This is a genomic window from Nocardioides sp. NPDC047086 (genome assembly GCF_040643685.1).
Lineage (GTDB): Bacteria > Actinomycetota > Actinomycetes > Propionibacteriales > Nocardioidaceae > Nocardioides.
The window spans coordinates 119,928-137,228 of sequence record NZ_JBEYUV010000006.1 but is presented as its reverse complement, the minus strand read 5'-3'; the positions used below and the strand labels follow the sequence as shown (position 1 = coordinate 137,228).

Annotated in this window: 18 protein-coding genes; 2 read left to right on the top strand and 16 right to left on the bottom strand. The window is 67.4% G+C overall.

All coding sequences use genetic code 11. The features are described from left to right. Positions 1-32 precede the first annotated feature (32 nt). A complete protein-coding gene (locus tag ABZ796_RS07070) occupies positions 33-1,925 on the bottom strand; it encodes an FAD-dependent monooxygenase (protein WP_357335729.1) in 1,893 nt (630 codons plus the stop codon). A gap of 244 nt (positions 1,926-2,169) precedes the next feature. On the opposite strand from ABZ796_RS07070, the gene ABZ796_RS07065 reads away from it, so the two are divergent. Continuing rightward, positions 2,170-2,763: an isochorismatase family cysteine hydrolase gene (locus ABZ796_RS07065; RefSeq protein WP_357335727.1), complete on the top strand. Its 594-nt coding sequence runs from the start codon at positions 2,170-2,172 to the stop codon at positions 2,761-2,763. A 53-nt stretch (positions 2,764-2,816) separates the two neighbouring features. Then, entirely contained in the window at positions 2,817-3,944 is a 1,128-nt protein-coding gene (locus tag ABZ796_RS07060) for an alcohol dehydrogenase catalytic domain-containing protein (RefSeq protein WP_357335725.1), read from the top strand. A gap of 406 nt (positions 3,945-4,350) precedes the next feature. On the opposite strand, the gene ABZ796_RS07055 is transcribed toward ABZ796_RS07060, so the two are convergent. The 15 genes from ABZ796_RS07055 to ABZ796_RS06985 form a co-directional block, all read right to left on the bottom strand. Further along, the gene (locus ABZ796_RS07055; protein WP_357335723.1) at positions 4,351-5,124 is read right to left on the bottom strand and encodes an ABC transporter ATP-binding protein; all 774 of its coding nucleotides are present in this window, start codon (positions 5,122-5,124) and stop codon (positions 4,351-4,353) included. Next, positions 5,121-5,885 (bottom strand): ABC transporter ATP-binding protein, encoded by a 765-nt coding sequence (locus ABZ796_RS07050; RefSeq protein WP_357335721.1) that lies wholly within the window; start codon positions 5,883-5,885, stop codon positions 5,121-5,123. The genes ABZ796_RS07055 and ABZ796_RS07050 overlap by 4 nt, the downstream gene beginning before the upstream one ends. Continuing rightward, positions 5,882-6,883 (bottom strand): branched-chain amino acid ABC transporter permease, encoded by a 1,002-nt coding sequence (locus tag ABZ796_RS07045; protein WP_357335720.1) that lies wholly within the window; start codon positions 6,881-6,883, stop codon positions 5,882-5,884. Before ABZ796_RS07045 ends, ABZ796_RS07050 begins: the two co-directional genes overlap by 4 nt. Continuing rightward, positions 6,880-7,758: a branched-chain amino acid ABC transporter permease gene (locus ABZ796_RS07040; RefSeq protein ID WP_357335718.1), complete on the bottom strand. Its 879-nt coding sequence runs from the start codon at positions 7,756-7,758 to the stop codon at positions 6,880-6,882. Before ABZ796_RS07040 ends, ABZ796_RS07045 begins: the two co-directional genes overlap by 4 nt. Further along, on the bottom strand, positions 7,755-8,936 hold the full coding sequence (locus ABZ796_RS07035; protein WP_357335716.1) for an ABC transporter substrate-binding protein: 1,182 nt from the start codon (positions 8,934-8,936) through the stop codon (positions 7,755-7,757). Before ABZ796_RS07035 ends, ABZ796_RS07040 begins: the two co-directional genes overlap by 4 nt. Positions 8,937-9,100: 164 nt before the next feature. After that, on the bottom strand, positions 9,101-9,895 hold the full coding sequence (locus ABZ796_RS07030) for an IclR family transcriptional regulator (protein WP_357335714.1): 795 nt from the start codon (positions 9,893-9,895) through the stop codon (positions 9,101-9,103). A gap of 17 nt (positions 9,896-9,912) precedes the next feature. Next, positions 9,913-11,193, bottom strand: coding sequence for an FAD-dependent oxidoreductase (locus ABZ796_RS07025; protein WP_357335712.1), 1,281 nt, complete (start codon positions 11,191-11,193; stop codon positions 9,913-9,915). Further along, entirely contained in the window at positions 11,190-11,387 is a 198-nt protein-coding gene (locus ABZ796_RS07020; protein WP_357335710.1) for a ferredoxin, read from the bottom strand. Before ABZ796_RS07020 ends, ABZ796_RS07025 begins: the two co-directional genes overlap by 4 nt. Before the next feature lie 39 nt (positions 11,388-11,426). Continuing rightward, positions 11,427-12,230, bottom strand: a complete 804-nt coding sequence (gene hcaB, locus ABZ796_RS07015; protein ID WP_357335708.1) for a 3-(cis-5,6-dihydroxycyclohexa-1,3-dien-1-yl)propanoate dehydrogenase — start codon at positions 12,228-12,230, stop codon at positions 11,427-11,429. After that, positions 12,227-12,574: a hypothetical protein gene (locus ABZ796_RS07010; protein ID WP_357335706.1), complete on the bottom strand. Its 348-nt coding sequence runs from the start codon at positions 12,572-12,574 to the stop codon at positions 12,227-12,229. The genes hcaB and ABZ796_RS07010 overlap by 4 nt, the downstream gene beginning before the upstream one ends. A 7-nt stretch (positions 12,575-12,581) precedes the next feature. Beyond that, on the bottom strand, positions 12,582-13,169 hold the full coding sequence (locus tag ABZ796_RS07005; RefSeq protein WP_357335704.1) for a 3-phenylpropionate/cinnamic acid dioxygenase subunit beta: 588 nt from the start codon (positions 13,167-13,169) through the stop codon (positions 12,582-12,584). Beyond that, positions 13,166-14,584 (bottom strand): Rieske 2Fe-2S domain-containing protein, encoded by a 1,419-nt coding sequence (locus ABZ796_RS07000; protein ID WP_357335702.1) that lies wholly within the window; start codon positions 14,582-14,584, stop codon positions 13,166-13,168. The genes ABZ796_RS07005 and ABZ796_RS07000 overlap by 4 nt, the downstream gene beginning before the upstream one ends. A gap of 190 nt (positions 14,585-14,774) precedes the next feature. After that, the gene (locus ABZ796_RS06995; protein ID WP_357335700.1) at positions 14,775-15,515 is read right to left on the bottom strand and encodes a class II aldolase/adducin family protein; all 741 of its coding nucleotides are present in this window, start codon (positions 15,513-15,515) and stop codon (positions 14,775-14,777) included. Further along, entirely contained in the window at positions 15,512-16,381 is an 870-nt protein-coding gene (locus tag ABZ796_RS06990; RefSeq protein ID WP_357335698.1) for an NAD(P)-dependent oxidoreductase, read from the bottom strand. The genes ABZ796_RS06995 and ABZ796_RS06990 overlap by 4 nt, the downstream gene beginning before the upstream one ends. Positions 16,382-16,568: 187 nt before the next feature. After that, positions 16,569-17,294 carry a FadR/GntR family transcriptional regulator gene (locus ABZ796_RS06985; protein ID WP_357335697.1) on the bottom strand — a complete coding sequence of 242 codons (726 nt, stop codon included), beginning with the start codon at positions 17,292-17,294 and terminating at the stop codon, positions 16,569-16,571. Positions 17,295-17,301: the final 7 nt, after the last annotated feature.

Genomic DNA, 17,301 nt, shown 5'->3' with positions numbered 1-17,301 from the left:
CTTGTAATGGTGGTCTTGTCGCGCAACGTGGGTCAGGCGTCGGCGGTGTCGGGGATGTGCATGGGGACGGTGATGTCGACCGAGCGGGTGCTGTACTCGTGCCGGCCCGCTGCCGAGTCGGACTCGGCGGGACGGTTGGGCCGGTCGAGAACTCGACACAGCGCGGTCTCGAGGAACTGCAGAGCTTCGTCGGTGTCCCAGACCTCGGCGTTGTGCCGCCAGGCGATGTAGCCGTCCGGGCGGACCAGCAGCGCACCAGCCTCTGGGATCTGCCGGATCCGCTCCCAGTAGCCGTACGGGTCGATCGTCCCGGGCTCGCCGATCAAGACCGTGCGAAGGAAGGGCAGGTCGAGCTTGTCGGCTGCGTGCTTCCATGCAGCACCGCCGATCCCGGTCAGCAGGGTCATCTGGCCCTTGCCGGTGACGTCAAGGGTGGAGATCCGCCGTCCATCGGGGCCGACGAGCCAGGCGTGGGGAAGCTTGGCGCCCGGACGGGTGGAGGCCTGAAGGTAGAGCTCACGGTGCCGCGGCCACTCTTCTTCTCCCACGCTCTCATCGGGCAGAACGGCAGATGAGGCGTAGCGCTGGTTGAGCTCGACCCCGTGGGCGTTGAATTCGGTGTTCTTCAGCTCCAACGCCTCGTAGAGTCGCTCGCGCAGCGCCACACCTTCGGGGGTCGCGGCCTTGAGCTCGGCCAGGCCGGCCGTCACCGGGTCCTCCGAATTGCGGTCGAACCACTCGCGCAAGCCGGCATAGTCTTTGCGGGACTGGTTGGCACGCGCGACGATCTGCTGCCCGACGGGAACCCGCTCCTCGGAGTAGGACTCCAGGAGGCCAGGGCCGGCATACCCCTTGACTGCGAACGCGACCTTCCATGCGAGGTTGAAGGCGTCCTGCATCGAAGTGTTCGAGCCCAGGCCGCTGCTGGGTGGGTGGCGGTGGACGGCGTCGCCGCCGCACAGGACGCGGCCCTGCGAGTACTGGGTAGCGTGCTGTTGGTTGACGTACCACAGGGACTTGCTGATGACTTCCGGCTCGATGCTCGGGTCTCCAACCAGCGTGCGGATCTGGGCGATGACCTTCTCATCCGACAGGTCGGGTTCCCCGGCGGCCATGTCGAAGCCCCAGCCTGCGATCCATTCCTCCCACGGGCGGATCGCGCGCAGCAGGCCCATGCCGATCTCGCCGAAGCCGGCCTTGGAGTTGAAGATCCAGTACAGGATGCTCGGCCGGTGCTCGACATAGCGCGTCAGGTTGGCGCGGAAGCGGATGTAGGCGGTGCCGGCGCGGGCGACCTCGCCCTCGAGCGGGAGATCGAGCTGCTCGACGATGCGCGACCGGGCGCCATCGAAGCCCAGTAGGTAGCGAGCCCGTTGCGTGAAGACCTCTCCGGTGCGGCTGTCGCGAAGGCGGACAGTGACGCCGTCCTCGTCTTGGACGTGGTCGAGGTACTCGGTGTTGAAGCTGATCACGGCGCCGCGTGAGGCGGCAGCGTTGATGAGGATGGGCTCCATCCGTGGCTGCGGTAGGTCGAGCATGGTGCAGGGGCTGCCCTTGAGGTAGTCACCGAAGCGCAGGTCGCCGGTTCCCCAGGTTTGCAGGCGGACGATCTCCTCGCCCGCCAGGCTCGTGGTGAACAGCGTGTCACCCATCTGGTCCCACGGCGTGGCCTGGGAGCGAGCCTCATCCTCGAGCCCGAGGTCGCGTAACACCTCAACCGCACGCTGGTTCGTGATGTGTGCTCGCGGGCTATTGGCAACCCAGGGGAACGCTGTCACCGCATGCACTCGGACGCCGTAGCTCGCAAGCGCGGTAGCGGCGACGCCGCCCGCCGGCCCGAGACCGACCACGATCACGTCGGTGTCGAACCCATTCGGATCGCGGTGGAAGGGCTCGAACATCGGAGCCGGAAGCAAGTCGTTCATGAGGGACCTCGTTGCGAGTGGACGGGTTGAGCACCGGAGTGACCAGCATCACTACAACTAGCATGCTAGTTGGTTGAGCGTCAATCTGCCAGAGGGGCACGGATCACAGGAAGAACGTCGCTGTTTGTAGCGAGACTCACAAACTTCGCCTGCAGGGTTGTGGGCGGCGTCACAGTGTGGTTATGGTCACTGGACCACTAGAAGGTCAGTTGTGACCTCACCTGTCCTACCAAGGAGCCCACCCATGGAGCTGAACAAGTCCACTACGGCGTTCCTCGCCTGCCACTTCGAGAACGATGTCGTGGGGGCCGAAGGCGCGTTCGCCCCCTTCTTCCGCGCCGAGGTCGAGCGCCGGGGTGTTCTGGAGGTAGCCAAGCGCCTTCTCGATGGTGCCCGGTCGGCTGGGGCGCGAGTCGTCTATACGCGCGTTGCGTTCCAGGAGGGGCACAGTGACCTCGTCACGAACATCCCACTGCTGGGCGTAGTGGCACAGCAGGGCAGCCTGCTCGACCATACTGCCGCCACGGAGATCGTGGACGAGGTCAAGCCGGAGGCTGACGACTGGGTCGTCACCAACCCGAAAGTGAGCGCGTTCGCCTCCAGTGACCTCGACGAACGACTGCGCGCCTCCGGCATCGACACGGTCGTCCTGTTCGGCGTGGCCACCAACATCTCGGTCGAGAGCGCCGGCCGTTCGGCAGGCGACCTCGGCTACCGCGTCATCGTCGTGGAGGACGCCTGCTCCGCGGCAGCGCCGGAAGCCCACGACGCCACCATCGCCTCATTCGGCCTCCTCGGCGAGGTCGCCTCGGCCGATGAGGTCCTCGCTGCCCTCTGACGCACTCCCACTGACAGCGCCCCATATCGACCCAACCATCAATAGGAGAACTAATGCAGGACATGCTCGCGGCCCGGCTTCACACCATCGGCGAACCGATGCAGCTCGAGCGAGTGCCCCGCCCGGCGCCCCGCTCGACCGACGTCGTCGTCAAGGTCATGGCGTGCAACATCGTGCCCAACCTCAAGAACGTGCTCGCGACCTACGCCGAGTGGTTCCCCTACCTGCCCCTGCCCAAGCTTCCAGCCATCTTTGGTCTCGACACGGCGGGCGTCGTCTCCGAGGTCGGTGACCAAGTCACGAACGTGGCCGTCGGTGACCGCGTCTACATCAACCCCGGTATCTCCTGCGGCGGATGTCGAGCCTGCAAGCGCGGCGAAGCGCCCAACTGCGAGCTCTATACCTTCATGGGCTACTTCTCCTTCGGCAAAGATGGCCAACGGCTCTTCGACGCCTACCCGTACGGCGGGCTCGCCGAGTACATGACGGCCCCGCAGGAGAACCTCATCAAACTCCCCGACACGGTCACCTTCGAGCAAGGCGCACGGTTCGGCTATCTCGGCACGTCCTACTCAGCCCTCAAGAAGGCCCAGGTCGGCCCGGGCAAGACCGTCCTGATCGACGGCGCCAGCGGCACCCTCGGCCTCGGCGGAGTCCTCAACGCCCTCGCCATGGGAGCCACCAAGGTCTTCGGGACCGGCCGCAACGCCGACCTCCTCCAAGACGTCAAGGCTCTTTCGCCCGACCGCATCGAAGTCCACGCCGTCGGCAACGGCAGCCTGCGAGACTTCGTTCTCGAGAACAACGACGGTCACGGCGTCGACGCCGTCATCTCCACCCTCGGTCCCGGCGCCCCCAAGGAGACCCTCCTCGAGGCTCTGGCCAGCCTGGCCCGCGGGGGCAGCCTCGTCGACATCGGCGGCATGATGGAACACCCAGAGCTCGACCTGTTCCACATGATGTGCAGCCAGAACTCCGTGATTGGCAGCCTCTGGTTCACCAACGGCGAAGCCCAAGAGATGTCCGACCTCGCCGGCAGTGGTGCGCTCGACCTCTCGGTTCTCGAGAACCACGTGTTCCCTCTTGAGAAGGTCAATCAGGCACTCGACGAGGGCATCCCGAACCGCCACGGCGGGTTCACCAACTTCATCATCGCCCCCGACCCAGTCCTTCCCGCTTAGGTGTCCAGGAGCAGGGCCTGAGCCTCGCAGTCCAGTGACGCTCAGGCCCTGCTGGCAGCTCGTTGACGTCGAACAAGCGTTCTTCTCAGAATCTGTGTGGGAGGCGACACAGGTCTGGGTTGATGTGACGGGCTCACAGTCATCAGTGCCTTGCGGGGAGATTCGACGGGACTTGGGGAGTATCCCGCTTATCTCCCGCTTTTGGGCGAATGATACTGATTGACGGTGAGTACCGCCCTTCGAGGTTTGGGCAGGTGAGAGCGGCCGTTCGTCAACGCGCGTCAAGCGCTGTTGGTGGCCCTCCGAAACGGAGGGTTGTTGGTTCGAGTCCAACCGGGGGAGCAAGAAAGAGCCGCTGACCAGGCACGATGCCAAGGTCAGCGGCTCCCCTCATTTCCAGGTGTGATCAGCTGATCGGGTCGAAGATCCTTGTCGGGAGCACCGCGCGGTCGGCGACCTCGACGGCCTCCTGCTCGACGCCGAGATAGTGGTTGCTGACCTCGGGATCGTTGAGCAGCATCTCTGCGGTGTCGCTCCGGACCACGACGCCGTTCTCGACGATGACCCCGCGCTGTGAGACGCCCAGCGCCGCTCCGGCGTTCTGCTCGGCGAGCAGCACGCCCACGCCGGTTTCGGTCAATGTCGAGAGCACACCGAGGATCTGTTCCACGATCTGCGGCGCCAGCCCCATCGACGGCTCGTCGAGGAGGAGGTAGGCCGGCTGCCGGACCAGTGCTCGCGCGATCGCCAGCATCTGCTGCTGACCACCCGAGAGCAGCCCGGCCGGCCGGGAGGCGAAGTCACGCAGGATCGGGAAGAGCGCGAGCACCTGATCGAAGCGCTTCGCCTGCTCGCCGGCATCGAGGCGGGTCCCGTGCAGGCCGACCTGCAGGTTCTGCTCTACGGTCAGCTCCGCGAAGATCTGACGCCCGGCGGGCACCAGCGAGATCCCGCGACGCGTACGTTCGGAGGCGTTGAGGCCGGTGACGTCATCTCCGTCCAGAGTGACCTGTCCGGTGACGGCCCGGTGTACGCCGACGATGCTGTGCAGCAACGTGGACTTGCCCGCACCGTTGGCGCCCAGCAGGGCGACGACCTCGCCGGGCTCGACATGCAGATTCACCTCACGCAGGACGCCGACCCGGCCGTAGCGGGCGGAGAGGTTCTTCAGCTCGATCACGAGGCGACTCCTAGGTAGGCCTTGCGGACGACGTCGTCCTCGCGGACGACCCTCGGGACGTCGTCCGCGATCACCTTTCCGGCGTCCATCACGGTCACCTGATCGCTGATCGCCAGGACGAGAGACATGTTGTGCTCGATCAGCACCATGGAGACCCCACCCTCCCGGACCGCGTGCAGCACGTCAGCCAGCTCCCGGGTCTCGCTGTCATCGAGGCCCGCGGCGGGTTCGTCGAGAAGCAGCAGCTTCGGTGCGGCGGCCAGACCACGGGCCACCTCGACCAGCCGCTGCGCACCGGCCGGAAGGTCGGTCGCCAGGCTTCCCGAGAAGCGGGTGAGGTCCAGGAAGGCGATCAGCTCGTCGGCACGGGCTTGCAGCTCACGCTCCTCCCGACGGGTCCGCGGCAGGCGCAGGGCATCCGAGAGGAAGCGTGCCCTGGTGAAGCGGTACGCCCCGAGCATGATGTTCTGGCGGACGGTCAGTGTCGGCACCAGCCGGGCCGACTGGAAGGTGCGCATCAGGCCCAGCGCCGGCAGATCCCGGGGCGAGCGGCCGACCAGTTGGTGGCCGTCGAAGTCGACGCTGCCCCCGTCCGGCTTGGTGAATCCGGTGACCAGGTCGAGCAGGGTCGTCTTGCCGGCGCCGTTCGGCCCGATCACCGCACGGATCGTTCCCTCCTTCACCTCCAGGTCGACGTTCTGCACGGCGGCGAGGCCGCCGAAGCTGCGGCTCAGCCCGCGTACGGTCAACAGTGCGCTCATCTCTGCTCCTTCGAAGGGGACGGGGCAGTGCTCCGGAGCGCGCCCGCGACATCGCTGATCGCGCCCCACAGACCGGCCGGGAAGTAGGTCATCACCACGATCAGGACGACTCCGGCGAACAACGGCACCCAGATGGCGAAGGTCTGGCCCATCTGTGGCACGCCCTGGATCACCAGCGCGCCGATCAGCGGCCCGAACGCGCTGCGCGAGCCGCCGATCGCCACCATGATGACGATGCTGAAGGCGACCGTGACGGTGATGATCTCGGGGGAGAAGAACCGCAGGTAGAACGCGTACAGGCTGCCGGCCAACGAGGCGGTGACGGCCGAGATCGCGAAGGCGGTCGCCTTGTAGCGGGAGCCGTTGATACCGAGCATCCCGGCGGCGATCGAGTCGTGGCCCACCGCGGCAAGGGCCCGGCCGGTCTGCGACTTTCGCAGGTTGGTGGTGATCCAGGCCGCCAGCCCGCCGAGCACGACGAGCAGGTAGAAGTTCGCCTGATCGGAGAACACCTCATAGCCGAACAGGTTGAGGCTCGGGATGTCGACCATGCCGGACGGGCCACCGGTGACCGCGATCCAAGCCGTGCTCAGCGAGGCGATGGCAACCGCCAGACCGAGCGTGGCCAGCGCGAAGTAGTAGCCGCGCAGCCGGAGGAAGGCGGCACCGAAGAGCAGCGCCATGCCGCCGCACAAGAGCGCGAGAACGATCGCGGCGACCGCGGTCGGCCACTGCCACTTCAGGGTGAGCAGCCCGGCGCCGTAGGCGCCGATCGCCATGAACATGGTCTGGCCGAGCGAGACCTGGCCGGCCTGTCCGATCAGCGGGGTGAGACCGATGCAGGCCAGGTAGAAGATGCCGACCGTGACGAGCAGACTCATCTGGGTCGGGACCAGATACGGGAGCGCGAGCGCCACCGCGATGCCGATGACCGCCAGAGCGGCCGTACGTCCGGACAGCGCGCTGTCGCGCACAGGAGCAATCTGCGTGGCACTCATCGACGCACCCTTTCTGGAGTTCCGAAGATTCCCTGTGGGCGAACCACGAGCAGGGCGACGAGCAGGGCGATCGCGGTCAGCTGAGCCAGGTCGGCGTTCCAGTAGCGACCGAAGACTCCTTGGAGCAGGCCGAGCAGCAGGCCGCCGGTCACCGCGCCCAGGTTGCTCCCCAAGCCACCGACGACGGCGGCGATGAAGCCGGCAACGGCGTACGGGGTGACGGTGGTGAACTGCAGGAAGGTGATCGGGACGATGGTGGTGCCGGCGACGGCGGCCATCGCGCCCGCGAGGCCGAACGCGATCAGGCGCATCCGCTCGACTCGGATGCCCTGCAGCGCGGCCGCGCCTGGGTTGGAGGCGGTCGCACGCATCGCCAGGCCGATCTCGGTCTTGGTGAACAACAGCCAGAGCCCGACGATCGAGACGATCAGTCCACCGAAGAGCCAGAAGTACTGCGTCGGCAGGCTCAGCCCGGCCACCTCGAGCGGGGTGTCACCTGTGAAGGCAGGCATCGTGTAGGGCAAGTTGCCCCAACCGATGAGCAGCAGGCCGCCCACCGCCTGGAGCACGCCGACGGTCACGAGCAGGAGCCGCTCAGGTGTGGCCCGCTTGGCGGCGGGCTGGATGACGATCCGGGCGAGGCCGACCATGCCGACCGAGAAGATGACGATCACGATCGGCAGCGTGGCCAACGGGCTGATCCCGAACGCGCTCTGCAGCGAGACCGCGGTGAGCGCGGCGAGAACGACGAAGCCACCCTGCGCCAGGCTGATGATGCGGCTGATGGAGTAGATCACGGACATGCCGAGCGCGATCAGTGCGTACACGCATCCGTCGGCGAGGCCTCCGAGGACCGATTGCAGATAGTCGCTCATTCGACTCCTCCGATGAACTCGAACCCGTCCTCGGTCGCCTGCACGATGGCGACGTCCTTCTCGGTCAGGCCGCGGTGGTCCTCGACGGAGAAGTTGTACGTCCCCACGACACCGTCGAAGTCTTTGATCCTCTCCAGCTCGGTCCGTGCCTCGGCAGAGTCGCCTCCGGCGCGCTCGAGCGCCTCCGCGACGAGGTAGACGCCGTCGTAGGCGACGCCCGGGCCGAAGTCTGGCTGCTCGCCGTGCGCGGAGACGTACGCGTCGTGGTAGTTCGCCTCGAGCTCCCGAACCTCGTCGTTCGGGTACTCCGCGGGGTCCCAGAAGTCGCGGGTCGCGGGGATCAGGAGAGGGTCGGGGAGGAAGTGCTTGACCCGGTCGACGAAGGCGTAGGTGAGGTTGCCGTCCGTGGTGGCGACGGGGATGTCCAGGCCGACCTGGCCCATTCCCTTGAACGCGACGCCCGCGCCGGCGCCGGTGGCCCAGACGACCAGTGCCTGCGGCTTGTGCTTGGCGATCTGTTGCAGCTGCGCGGTCACCGACACGGCGTCGGGGCTGAAGGTCGCTTCCCCGGCGAGCTCCATGCCGTCGATCTCGTCGATCGCGGCCTTGGTGGACTCCGCGCCCTCGGCGCCGGAGGAGTCGGTCTGCGTCAGCAGGCCGACCCGGGTGATGCCTTCGCTCTTCCAGTAGTCGACCAGCCGGCTCGTCAGGTCGTGCGTCGCGACGCTGGCCGACCACTGCCACCCGCCGGGCTCGGGCTTGAGGCCGGGGGACAGGCAGTAGTCGATCACCTTGGCGCTCTCGGCCAGCGGAGCGATCGCCTTGCACGGACCCGATGTCGAAGGGCCCACGAAGGCGTCGACGCGGCCCAGCATCTTGCGAGCCTGGAGGACGGCCTGTGACGGGTTGCTCTGGTCGTCGGCCGTGATCAGCTCCAGCGTCGCGCCGTTGACGCCGCCGTCGGCGTTGATCTGCTCGACGGCCAGCTCGGCACCGCGCAGCTCGCCGATTCCCAGCTGACTGCCGGGTCCGGTCTGGCTGGTGATGAGGCCGATCCGGTACACGCCGTCATCTGCGGCTGCCGGCGTGGAGCACCCGGAGAGTGCCAGCGCGGCGGCCACTACCCAGGGCGCCAGGCGGCGTGCACGCGGAGACCGCGCCGCGGTGATCGCACTCATAAAGTTTTCCTCTCTGAAGAATTCAATTCTGTTCTACAGTGAGCACGATCACAGGTCAAGAGTTCCTGGCGAGACTTTGCCGGTTCGGGTAGCGCCTGCCTGCTACGTGAAAGGACCCTGCCCACGTGCGTGGGCAGGGTCCTCGGCGTCGGCGGCGGCGCAGGTCAGCTGAGCTCGGCCTCCAGGTCAGCGGCGGCGCTCTTGGCGAGTGCGGCCAGCTCCTTGCGGCGCTTGGCATTCATCCGGCTGATCGGCACCGAGATGTTGATGGCGGTCGGCACCGGAGCGCCGGCGACCGCGACCGCGACCGACCAGACGCCCTCCTCGCTCTCCTCGTCACCGATCGCGTAACCGCGGGCGCGCACCTCGGAAAGCTCGCTCAGCAGCGCGGTGCGGGTCGCGACCGACTTCGGTGTCTGTTGCGGCAGCGCCTCGTCGGGGTAGAGGCCGCTCACCTGAGCATCGTCGAGGGTGGCGATCATCGCCTTGCCGGTCGACGTGCAGTGCGCTGGCATCGCCCCGCCCGAACGGGAGGCGACCCGCACGGCCCGCGAGCTCTCCAGCGAATCGAGGTAACGCACGGTCGACCCCTCGAGGGTGCCGAGGTGCACGGTCTCACCGGTCGTCTCGTTGAGCTTCTCCAGCACCGGCCGAGCGAGATCGCGGATGTCGAGGCGCCGCAGCAGCGCGAACGCGATCCGGTCCAGCGAGGGGCCGGACTCATACGCCTTGCTGCTCGGGTTCTGCCGGACGAAGCCGCGGTACTGCAGCATCGCCAACAGCCGGTGCGCGGTCGAGGACGCCACGCCGAGATACTGGCTCGCCTCGGTGAGGCGCAGCGAACGGCGCTCGCTGAGCAGCCAGAGCAGGCGCAGCGCGTTGTCGACCGACTCGATCGGATACTGCGGCGAGGCGGTGTGCTCGGGTGCGAGCGGGAAACCCTCAGAGGTCGCGGTCACTAGAGCACCCTATGCCGTCACCTCCTCGACCCGTCGCCTGATCCGAGCGCGGATTCGCCGTCCGTACGAACCGGCGATGGGCCCGCAGCCAGCTTGTCGGCGACCTCGACCAGAGAGTGGCCGGCAGCCATCGCCTTGCGGGTGGTGACCAGCGCCTTGGGCCAGTTCGCCACCGCGGCTCCCCGCAGCGCGCCATCCTCGGTCGCGTAGAGGACCACGAAGCGGCCGCCCTCGGGATTCCCGATGGTCCTGCTGGAGGCAGCGCCATGGTGAGCGCCGACGACCTGGATCTTCCAGTCGTACTGATCGGTCCAGACGTACTCGATCGCCCGATAGGCGTGCAGTTCGTCGGGGTGCACGATGTTGCGCGCCGCGCAGGACGCTTGGTCGACGGCATTGGTCCAGTGCTCGGCGCGGATGAGGTCGCCGGTCTCTGCATCTCTCCAGCGGCACACGTCGCCCACGACGTAGATGCTGCCCGGCTCCCCGGGGCTCTCGGCGCGCAGATGCTCGTCGCAGACGATGCCGTCGTCGAGTGTGACGCCGGAGCCCCGCAGCCAGTCGGTGACGGGGTGCGCCCCGATCCCGACGACCACCACGGCGGCAGCAAGGACGGAGCCGTCGCTGAGACGTACGTCGAGGCCGCCGCGAGCGCGCGAGACATCCTCGACACCGACGCCGAAGTGGGTGATCACGCCACGGTCCTGGTGCAGCTCGGCGAAGATCGCGCCGACGCCAGGCTCGAAGGAACGGCTCATGGGCGTCGGTACGGGGTCGATCAGGTGGGTCTCCAGGCCGAGGGACCGTGCGCTCGCGGCCACTTCGGCTCCGATGAAACCGCTGCCGATCACCACGACCGGACCGCCCGCGATCAGCTCCTTCCGCAGGGCCGATGCGTCGGCAAGGGTGCGCACCACATGCACGCCGCTCCCGTGCAGGCCGCCCCACGGTCCCCGGCTGGCAGCCACGCCGGTGGCGACGACGAGCGTGTCGTACGCCTCGGTGGATCCGTCGGCGAGAGCGACCTGCCTCGCCACGGCGTCCAGCCCGATGGCTGCGACCCCGAGCCGCAGCTCGACATCGAGCTCTGCGGCCTTCTCCTCGGTGAGGAGCCGGATCCTCTCCGGGTCGGTGGTGCCCAGCAGCAGTCCCTTGGAGAGCGGCGGCTTGTCGTAGGGGAGCTCGCTCTCGGCGTCGATGAGCACGATCTGGCCGACGTAGCCCTCCGCGCGGAGCGCCTGCGCGACGCGTACGCCACCGACCGAGGCTCCCACGATCAGGGTCCTGGGGACGTTCATTCGTCGGCGACCTGGAGTGCGTTGACCGGGCAGCTGCGGGCCGCTTCCTCCACCCGGGGACGGTCGGACTCGTCGATCGTCTCCGTCAGGAGGACCACGATCCCGTCATCGTCGATGTCGTAGACGTCGTCGGCGGCCACGACGCAGTTGGCGTAGCCCTGGCAGGCGGCGAAGTCGGCAGTGAGCCTGGCCATCGGTTTGCTCCTTCGAATCTCGTGCTGAGCTGTCTTCGGTCACCGCTTCACGGCGATGCCGCCGTCGGGGTGGACCACGTCGCCGGTGATGCCGCGGGCGCGCCGGGAGGCGAGGAAGACGTAGCTCCAGGCGTGGTCCTCCCCGCTGAGCGCGACGCCCAGCGGAACCCTGCCGGCGAGCTCCTTCTCCCGGCCGGGGGTGTCGTCGAGGCGTTTGTCGTTGAGCCCGAGGCTGTCCAGACCGCGCAGGTCGGTGTTGAGGGTTCCGCCGGGGGCGACGCCGTTGACCCGGATCTTCCTGCCTGCCAGCTCGTGGGCCAGCGAGGTGACGGCACCTCGGACCGCGAACTTCGAGGGGACGTAGAGGATCCCGCCGCGACCTGGATAGTAGGCCGAGGTCGACTCGGTCAGGATGACCGAGGCCTCCCCGTGATCGCGGCCGGCCGTTTCCAGCGCGGGCAGCGCCGCCTTGACCGACATCAGATGCGACTTCACGTTGATGCTGAACATCTCGTCGAAGGCGGAGTCCAGCACGTCCGCGTCGATCTGGTCGATCCCCTGGTAGAAGTCGAAGATCCCGACACAGTTGACCAGGATGTCGAGGCCGCCGAAGGCATCCACCGTGGCAGCCACGGCCTCCTGGTTCGAGGCGTACGTGGTGGCGTCACCGGCGACGACCGGCATGTCCGGGTGGGCCTCGGTGATCGCGTCACACTTCTCCTGGGACAGCTCGAGCACCGCGACCCGGGCGCCCTCGCTGATGAAGGCGTCGACCACGGCACGGCCGATGCCGGAACCGGCGCCGACGATCAGGGCACGGCGGCCCTCCAGCCACTGGCTCATTCGCCCTCCTCCTCGAGACCATCGTCGGGGTCGTCCGGAATCAACGGTGCCGCGACCTTGCCGACCATGGCCGCCAAGGTGGCGTCGTTCTGCCAGGTCAGAGCCTCCAGCTCGAGCGGGTCGAGAGTGATCCACTGGCCCGACTTCGGGGAGTCGATGAAGAGTCGGACGCCGTTGCGAGTGTTGACGCGCAGGACCCGGATCTCGGAGAACTCGTTGGCGATCACGATGGGCTCGCCGACGGCCAGGTCGAGGAACTCCGCACGTCGCTCGGCGGCGGAGATCGCAGCGGCCCGGTCCGCGGACTCGCCCTCCCACTCCAGGTGGGGTCGCTTGGGTGTCATCGCGGCCTCACAGGAAGATGGCCAGGTTCTGCGTACGCAGCACCGACTCGTCGACGGCCAGGTGGCGGCGGGCGAGCAGCCAGCTGTCGCCGTTCGCGCGGAGCAGGTCGCGGCGCCCGGCCGAGACGATCGCCGGCTCGTTGACGTCGCCGCGGCTGCGGAACAGCAAGGTCGCCGACTCGACGACGATCTCCTCGGCCTGGTCCGTCGCAAACGTTCGTACGTTGGTCACGAAGTGGCGCAAGCGCGAAGGCGGGTCCTCGGTCCAGGCGTGCTCGGTCTCGAAACGAGCGACGCGACGGGAGAGGGAGTACTTGTTCTCGTCGAAGTGCGCCATCCCGGGCGCGGTGTCGTAGCCCGCACCGAGGGCGGTGGTCACCTTGACCGGCATGTAGTAGTGGATGTCGTCGGCGAGGAGGGCCAGCCAGTCCTGATAGCGCTGCTCGTCGAGGATGTAGGTCTCGTCCACGATCCAGCGGTGGGCCGAGAGGTGACGCGGGTCGTCGAAGGGCAGGGAACGGCCGACCTTCGTGGTCTTCGAGGCGTGCCCGCCGAGCTGTGAACGGCTCGCGTCGATGGGGTAGTGGGTCGTCATCGCGTCTGCTCCTCGCTGCTCCTGTGGTGGCCCTGCTCGCCGCGGATGGCGCCGCCCAGGCTGATGCCGCCGACCTTCTCCGGCTCGCGCTCGAGGTAGTCGGCCCACTTGTTGAGCAGGTTGCGCTGCCCATATTCGCCATAGCCGACGTACGCCGTGCCCGGGCCCGCGAACTCCTCCTTGGTGAGCGCCGGGACGACGTTCGAGCCGTCCATCTTGATGCCCATCCGGGAGTTGAGGTGAAGACGGCGGGCCATCGAGCCGGCCGCGGTGTTGGTCAGCGAGACCCAGTTCTCCACGTCGTCCTGCTCGAACATGCCGCTGGACCCGAAGCACATCAGGTAGGCCTTGTAGGAGAGGGCCTTGAAGTCCTCGGGGGCGTTCTTGTCGACGATGAACCAGGACAGCACCTCGGTCTCGTTCTCCGAGATCGGCTGCCACTGGCGAAGCGAGATGAAGGGGAGCACCTCGTCGGAGTCGCTGTCCTCGACCTTGGGCCAGTTGTGGACAAGAGAGAGGTTGGGGAAGATCGAGGCCGCGGAGATCATGAAGCCGTCGCGGCCGATGACGTCGAGCTGATCGGGCGACCAGACCTCTTTCATCCTCTCGATCATCTCCTCGGGATAGCCCACGTACGCCAGCCGCTCCTCGAGGGTGCCCGGCGGAAGCTTGTAGGTGGTGCCGCCGCCGGACGTGGCCCAGTAGGTGTTGCCGTCCTTGCGCTTCTCCGCCTTCGGCTCGCGGAAGAGACCGATCTCCACGACGGACGTGTGCGTCTGCGGGGTGTGGTACATGTCGCCGACGAAGTTCTCGGCGCCGATCTTCCAGTTCGCCTTCACCCGCCACCGCTGAGGACCGCGCACCTCGACGCCGTCCCCGCTCTGCCTCGTGTAGTAGTCCAGGTAGAACCTGAAGTCGCCCAGGAAGTCCTCGAGCGGTTCGGCGTCCGGGTCGAGACTGATGAAGATCAGACCGTTGTACGTGTCCATCGACGGCGCCGGGAGCAGGGTCTGCCCCTTCTTCTTGAAGCCTTCCTCGCCACCGTACGCCTCCTGGTGGAAGGGCAGGCCCAGGACGCGACCGTCGTTGCGGTAGCTCCAACCGTGGTAGGGGCAGCGGAAGTTGGACGCGTTGCCCATCTCCGCGCGGCATACCTGCATGCCACGGTGCAGGCACATGTTGAACATGACCCGCACCTGGCCGGAGTTGTCACGGGCGACGATGAACGAGTCGTCCAGGACGTGACGCACGACGTAGTCGCCGACGTTGGGGATCTCGGACTCATGGGCGACGAACATCCAGGACCGGTTGAACACTCGGTCCCTCTCCAGCTCGAAGATCTCGCGGTCGTTGTACACGTGCGCGGGAATCATGCCCTCTCGCACGGCCTCGATTACCGCCGTCTGATCTGTCATCTGCACTCCTCCACGGCCTCTGTCTGTCAGAACATGATTCTGCTAGAAAGAAAGAGCGAGGGCAAGTGGTGGGTGCGACTTCTTCTCTCCAGAGAGCCGCACGTGCTGCGCGACGATGCGGGTCCACGGCTCTGAGGTCACCGAGGTCTCAGCGCCGCGCCGTATGCGCTCGACGAGATGCGGCGGGGGATCAGGCTGGGAGAGCGAAGCCCGCCGCGGCGAGGCTGGTCGAGTGGAACCGCCAGATCAGCTGGTCGTTGAACCCCGAACCGAGGTCCGGAAGCTGTGCGACATCCTCGTTCGACATCGGTCGAGGGGCGCTGCCGGCGTTGGCTGCGCGGAGGATCATCCGGGCGAGCGTGTCGATGCTCAGGGCGCGGCTCAGCGCCTCCTGGACGCTCTTGCCAGTGGTCACGATTCCGTGACCGCGCAGGACGCAGCTGCTCTTGTCGCCCAGCGCGTCTGCGAGGTCCCGCCCGAGGTCGGGAGTGTTGACCAGGACGCTGCGGGGGTAGACCGGGATGCCATCGCGTGCCATCCGCGCGGCGGGGATGTTGTAGGCCCCGACGACTGGCGCAAGCTCCAGGCCGGCGAGGTCGAGTGCGACCACTGCCGGCGGGTGCGCGTGCAGCACGACGTCCACGTCGCCCCTGGCCTTGAGGATCTCGGTGTGGATGTGAATCTCGTTGGGGACCGAGTACGCATCGTCCGGGTCGAGCAGGTTGCCGGCATAGTCCGCCGCGCGGATGTCATCGAGCCCGGTGAAGAGGAGGCCGCTCTCCTGGGGGCCGCGGCAACGGATGAGCAGGCCGTCCTCGTGTCGGCTGCTGATGTGGCCGAGGATGTCCTCGCACAGTCCGCGGAATCCCGCTATGCGGCAGCCGGTGGCGATCTGGTGTCGAAGGTCGTGGCTCAGATCGGTGCTGGTCATCGATGGCTCTCTGTCGTGAATCGGAAGTCCGCGAGGAGGTCGATCGCCTCGGGATAGGGGCGGCCGGTGTGATCGCCGGCGTCGACGGTCAGGAAGAACTCGGCGAGAGCGCTGAAGGAGGGACTCTCGAAGCCGGCGTCGAGGAACATGGTGCGCGTCAGCTCGATGTCCTTGGCGATGGTGGCCACCGGAGCATGCGAAGCGATTCCATCGACGTCGCGGAGGAAGTACTCCTCGGCGGTGGCCAGGCCCGGTCGTGCTCCGGTGCCGGAGGAGAGGGCGCGGACCGTCTCGGGAATGTCGAGGCCCTCGTGCTCCGCGAAGCTCAGCGCCTCGGCGGCGACCAGGAACCGCGCGTACTTCACGTACTGCTGCAGGAGCTTGACGCCGTAGCCGGCGCCGATGGTGCCGAGATAGCTGACGTTGGTGGCGAGCTGGCCCACCAGGGGAGCGGCGTCGCCGAAGATGCCCTCGTCGCCGCCGACGAGCATGGAGGTGTGGGGCGGCTTGCCGCTGACCGGGCAGTCGACGAACCGTACGCCTCGCTCGGCGAGCCGAGCAGCAGCGTCCCGGGCGAAGGCGGGGGAGCAGGTCGAAGTCTCGATGACGAGGGCTCCCTCGGGCAGCTGTGCACCGAGGTCGAAGACGACCTGGCGCGCCGCGCTCACCGTCGGGAGAGACGTGAGCACCACGTCGCTGTTGTGCGCGACGTCTGCGAAGTCCTCCAGCACTCGGATGCCCTGCCGTTCGGCCCTCTCCTGCGCCTCCGGCGAGATATCGAACCCGGCGACCTGGATGCCGGCGTCCACCAGCGCGGACGCCAGCGCGGCGCCCATTCGGCCGAGTCCTACAAAAGTAACGTGCACAACACCATCCCGCGATACAGAAATCTTTTCTGAAATGGCAATCTACACAGCGGTGCAGCATGCGGCAACTCGTTCGTCCGACGGTCTCGCCAGGCGTGCGTGCCGCTGATCGCAGGCGCGCGAACGGCGCCTGCGCATCAGCGCAGGCGCCATGTGGTCGGCTCGGCGTGGCCGAGGCGACGGCGGGTCAGTTGTCGGTCGTGGCCTGAACGGTGCGGTCGAGGTGCCTGCTCAGCTCTGCGACGGCGGTGTCGAGATCGCGAGCGGCGATGGCATCGACGACCCGACGGTGCTCGGCGACCCCGGAGGTGCCCCGGTGGTGCGCCTCGACCAGCGACGTCAGGATCGAGTCGCGCATCGCATCGAGCAGCAGCGTCGTCGCCGAGTTGTGGGCGCACGAGGCCAGCGCACGGTGGAACTCCAGCGACATCGCCACGGTGTAGGTGCCGTCCTCCCGCGCCGCCTCGTGCTCGTCGCACATCGCCCGCAGCCGCGCGATGTCGTCCTCGGTCGCGCGATCGACGATCAGCGGCAGGAAGCCGAGCTCCATGATCGTGCGGACCTCGGTCACTTCGGCGGAGCTGAGTGCCGCTGTGGAGATCAGGTCGGTGAGTCCCTCGCCCACCAGAGAGACCGACGGGGCGGAGACGAAGGCGCCGCCCTCCTTGCCGAGCTTGATGACGATGTGCCCGGTCGCCTCCAGCATGCGAAAGGCCTCGCGGACCGTACGTCGGCTGACCTGGAACTGGTCGCACAGCGCCCGCTCCGAGGGAAGCCTGGATCCGACGGGAAGCTCGCCCGCGCGGATGCGCGCCCGGATCTGGTCCACGATCGTCGCAGAGATGCGTACGTTGGCAACCGGTTGGAACACGATCGAGCCGTTACCCTCGGGCACGTCCATGTCTGCGCTCACACCACTC

What these genes read in the sequence shown, in the direction of transcription:
- ABZ796_RS07045 (WP_357335720.1), bottom strand. Translation starts at nt 6,883, where the DNA reads ATGAGTGCCACGCAGATTGCTCCTGTGCGCGACAGCGCGCTGTCCGGA.
- ABZ796_RS07065 (WP_357335727.1), top strand. Translation starts at nt 2,170, where the DNA reads ATGGAGCTGAACAAGTCCACTACGGCGTTCCTCGCCTGCCACTTCGAG.
- ABZ796_RS07060 (WP_357335725.1), top strand. Translation starts at nt 2,817, where the DNA reads ATGCAGGACATGCTCGCGGCCCGGCTTCACACCATCGGCGAACCGATG.
- ABZ796_RS07040 (WP_357335718.1), bottom strand. Translation starts at nt 7,758, where the DNA reads ATGAGCGACTATCTGCAATCGGTCCTCGGAGGCCTCGCCGACGGATGC.
- ABZ796_RS06995 (WP_357335700.1), bottom strand. Translation starts at nt 15,515, where the DNA reads ATGACCAGCACCGATCTGAGCCACGACCTTCGACACCAGATCGCCACC.
- hcaB (WP_357335708.1), bottom strand. Translation starts at nt 12,230, where the DNA reads ATGAGCCAGTGGCTGGAGGGCCGCCGTGCCCTGATCGTCGGCGCCGGT.
- ABZ796_RS07020 (WP_357335710.1), bottom strand. Translation starts at nt 11,387, where the DNA reads ATGGCCAGGCTCACTGCCGACTTCGCCGCCTGCCAGGGCTACGCCAAC.
- ABZ796_RS07000 (WP_357335702.1), bottom strand. Translation starts at nt 14,584, where the DNA reads ATGACAGATCAGACGGCGGTAATCGAGGCCGTGCGAGAGGGCATGATT.
- ABZ796_RS07050 (WP_357335721.1), bottom strand. Translation starts at nt 5,885, where the DNA reads ATGAGCGCACTGTTGACCGTACGCGGGCTGAGCCGCAGCTTCGGCGGC.
- ABZ796_RS07025 (WP_357335712.1), bottom strand. Translation starts at nt 11,193, where the DNA reads ATGAACGTCCCCAGGACCCTGATCGTGGGAGCCTCGGTCGGTGGCGTA.
- ABZ796_RS07035 (WP_357335716.1), bottom strand. Translation starts at nt 8,936, where the DNA reads ATGAGTGCGATCACCGCGGCGCGGTCTCCGCGTGCACGCCGCCTGGCG.
- ABZ796_RS07005 (WP_357335704.1), bottom strand. Translation starts at nt 13,169, where the DNA reads ATGACGACCCACTACCCCATCGACGCGAGCCGTTCACAGCTCGGCGGG.
- ABZ796_RS07010 (WP_357335706.1), bottom strand. Translation starts at nt 12,574, where the DNA reads ATGACACCCAAGCGACCCCACCTGGAGTGGGAGGGCGAGTCCGCGGAC.
- ABZ796_RS07070 (WP_357335729.1), bottom strand. Translation starts at nt 1,925, where the DNA reads ATGAACGACTTGCTTCCGGCTCCGATGTTCGAGCCCTTCCACCGCGAT.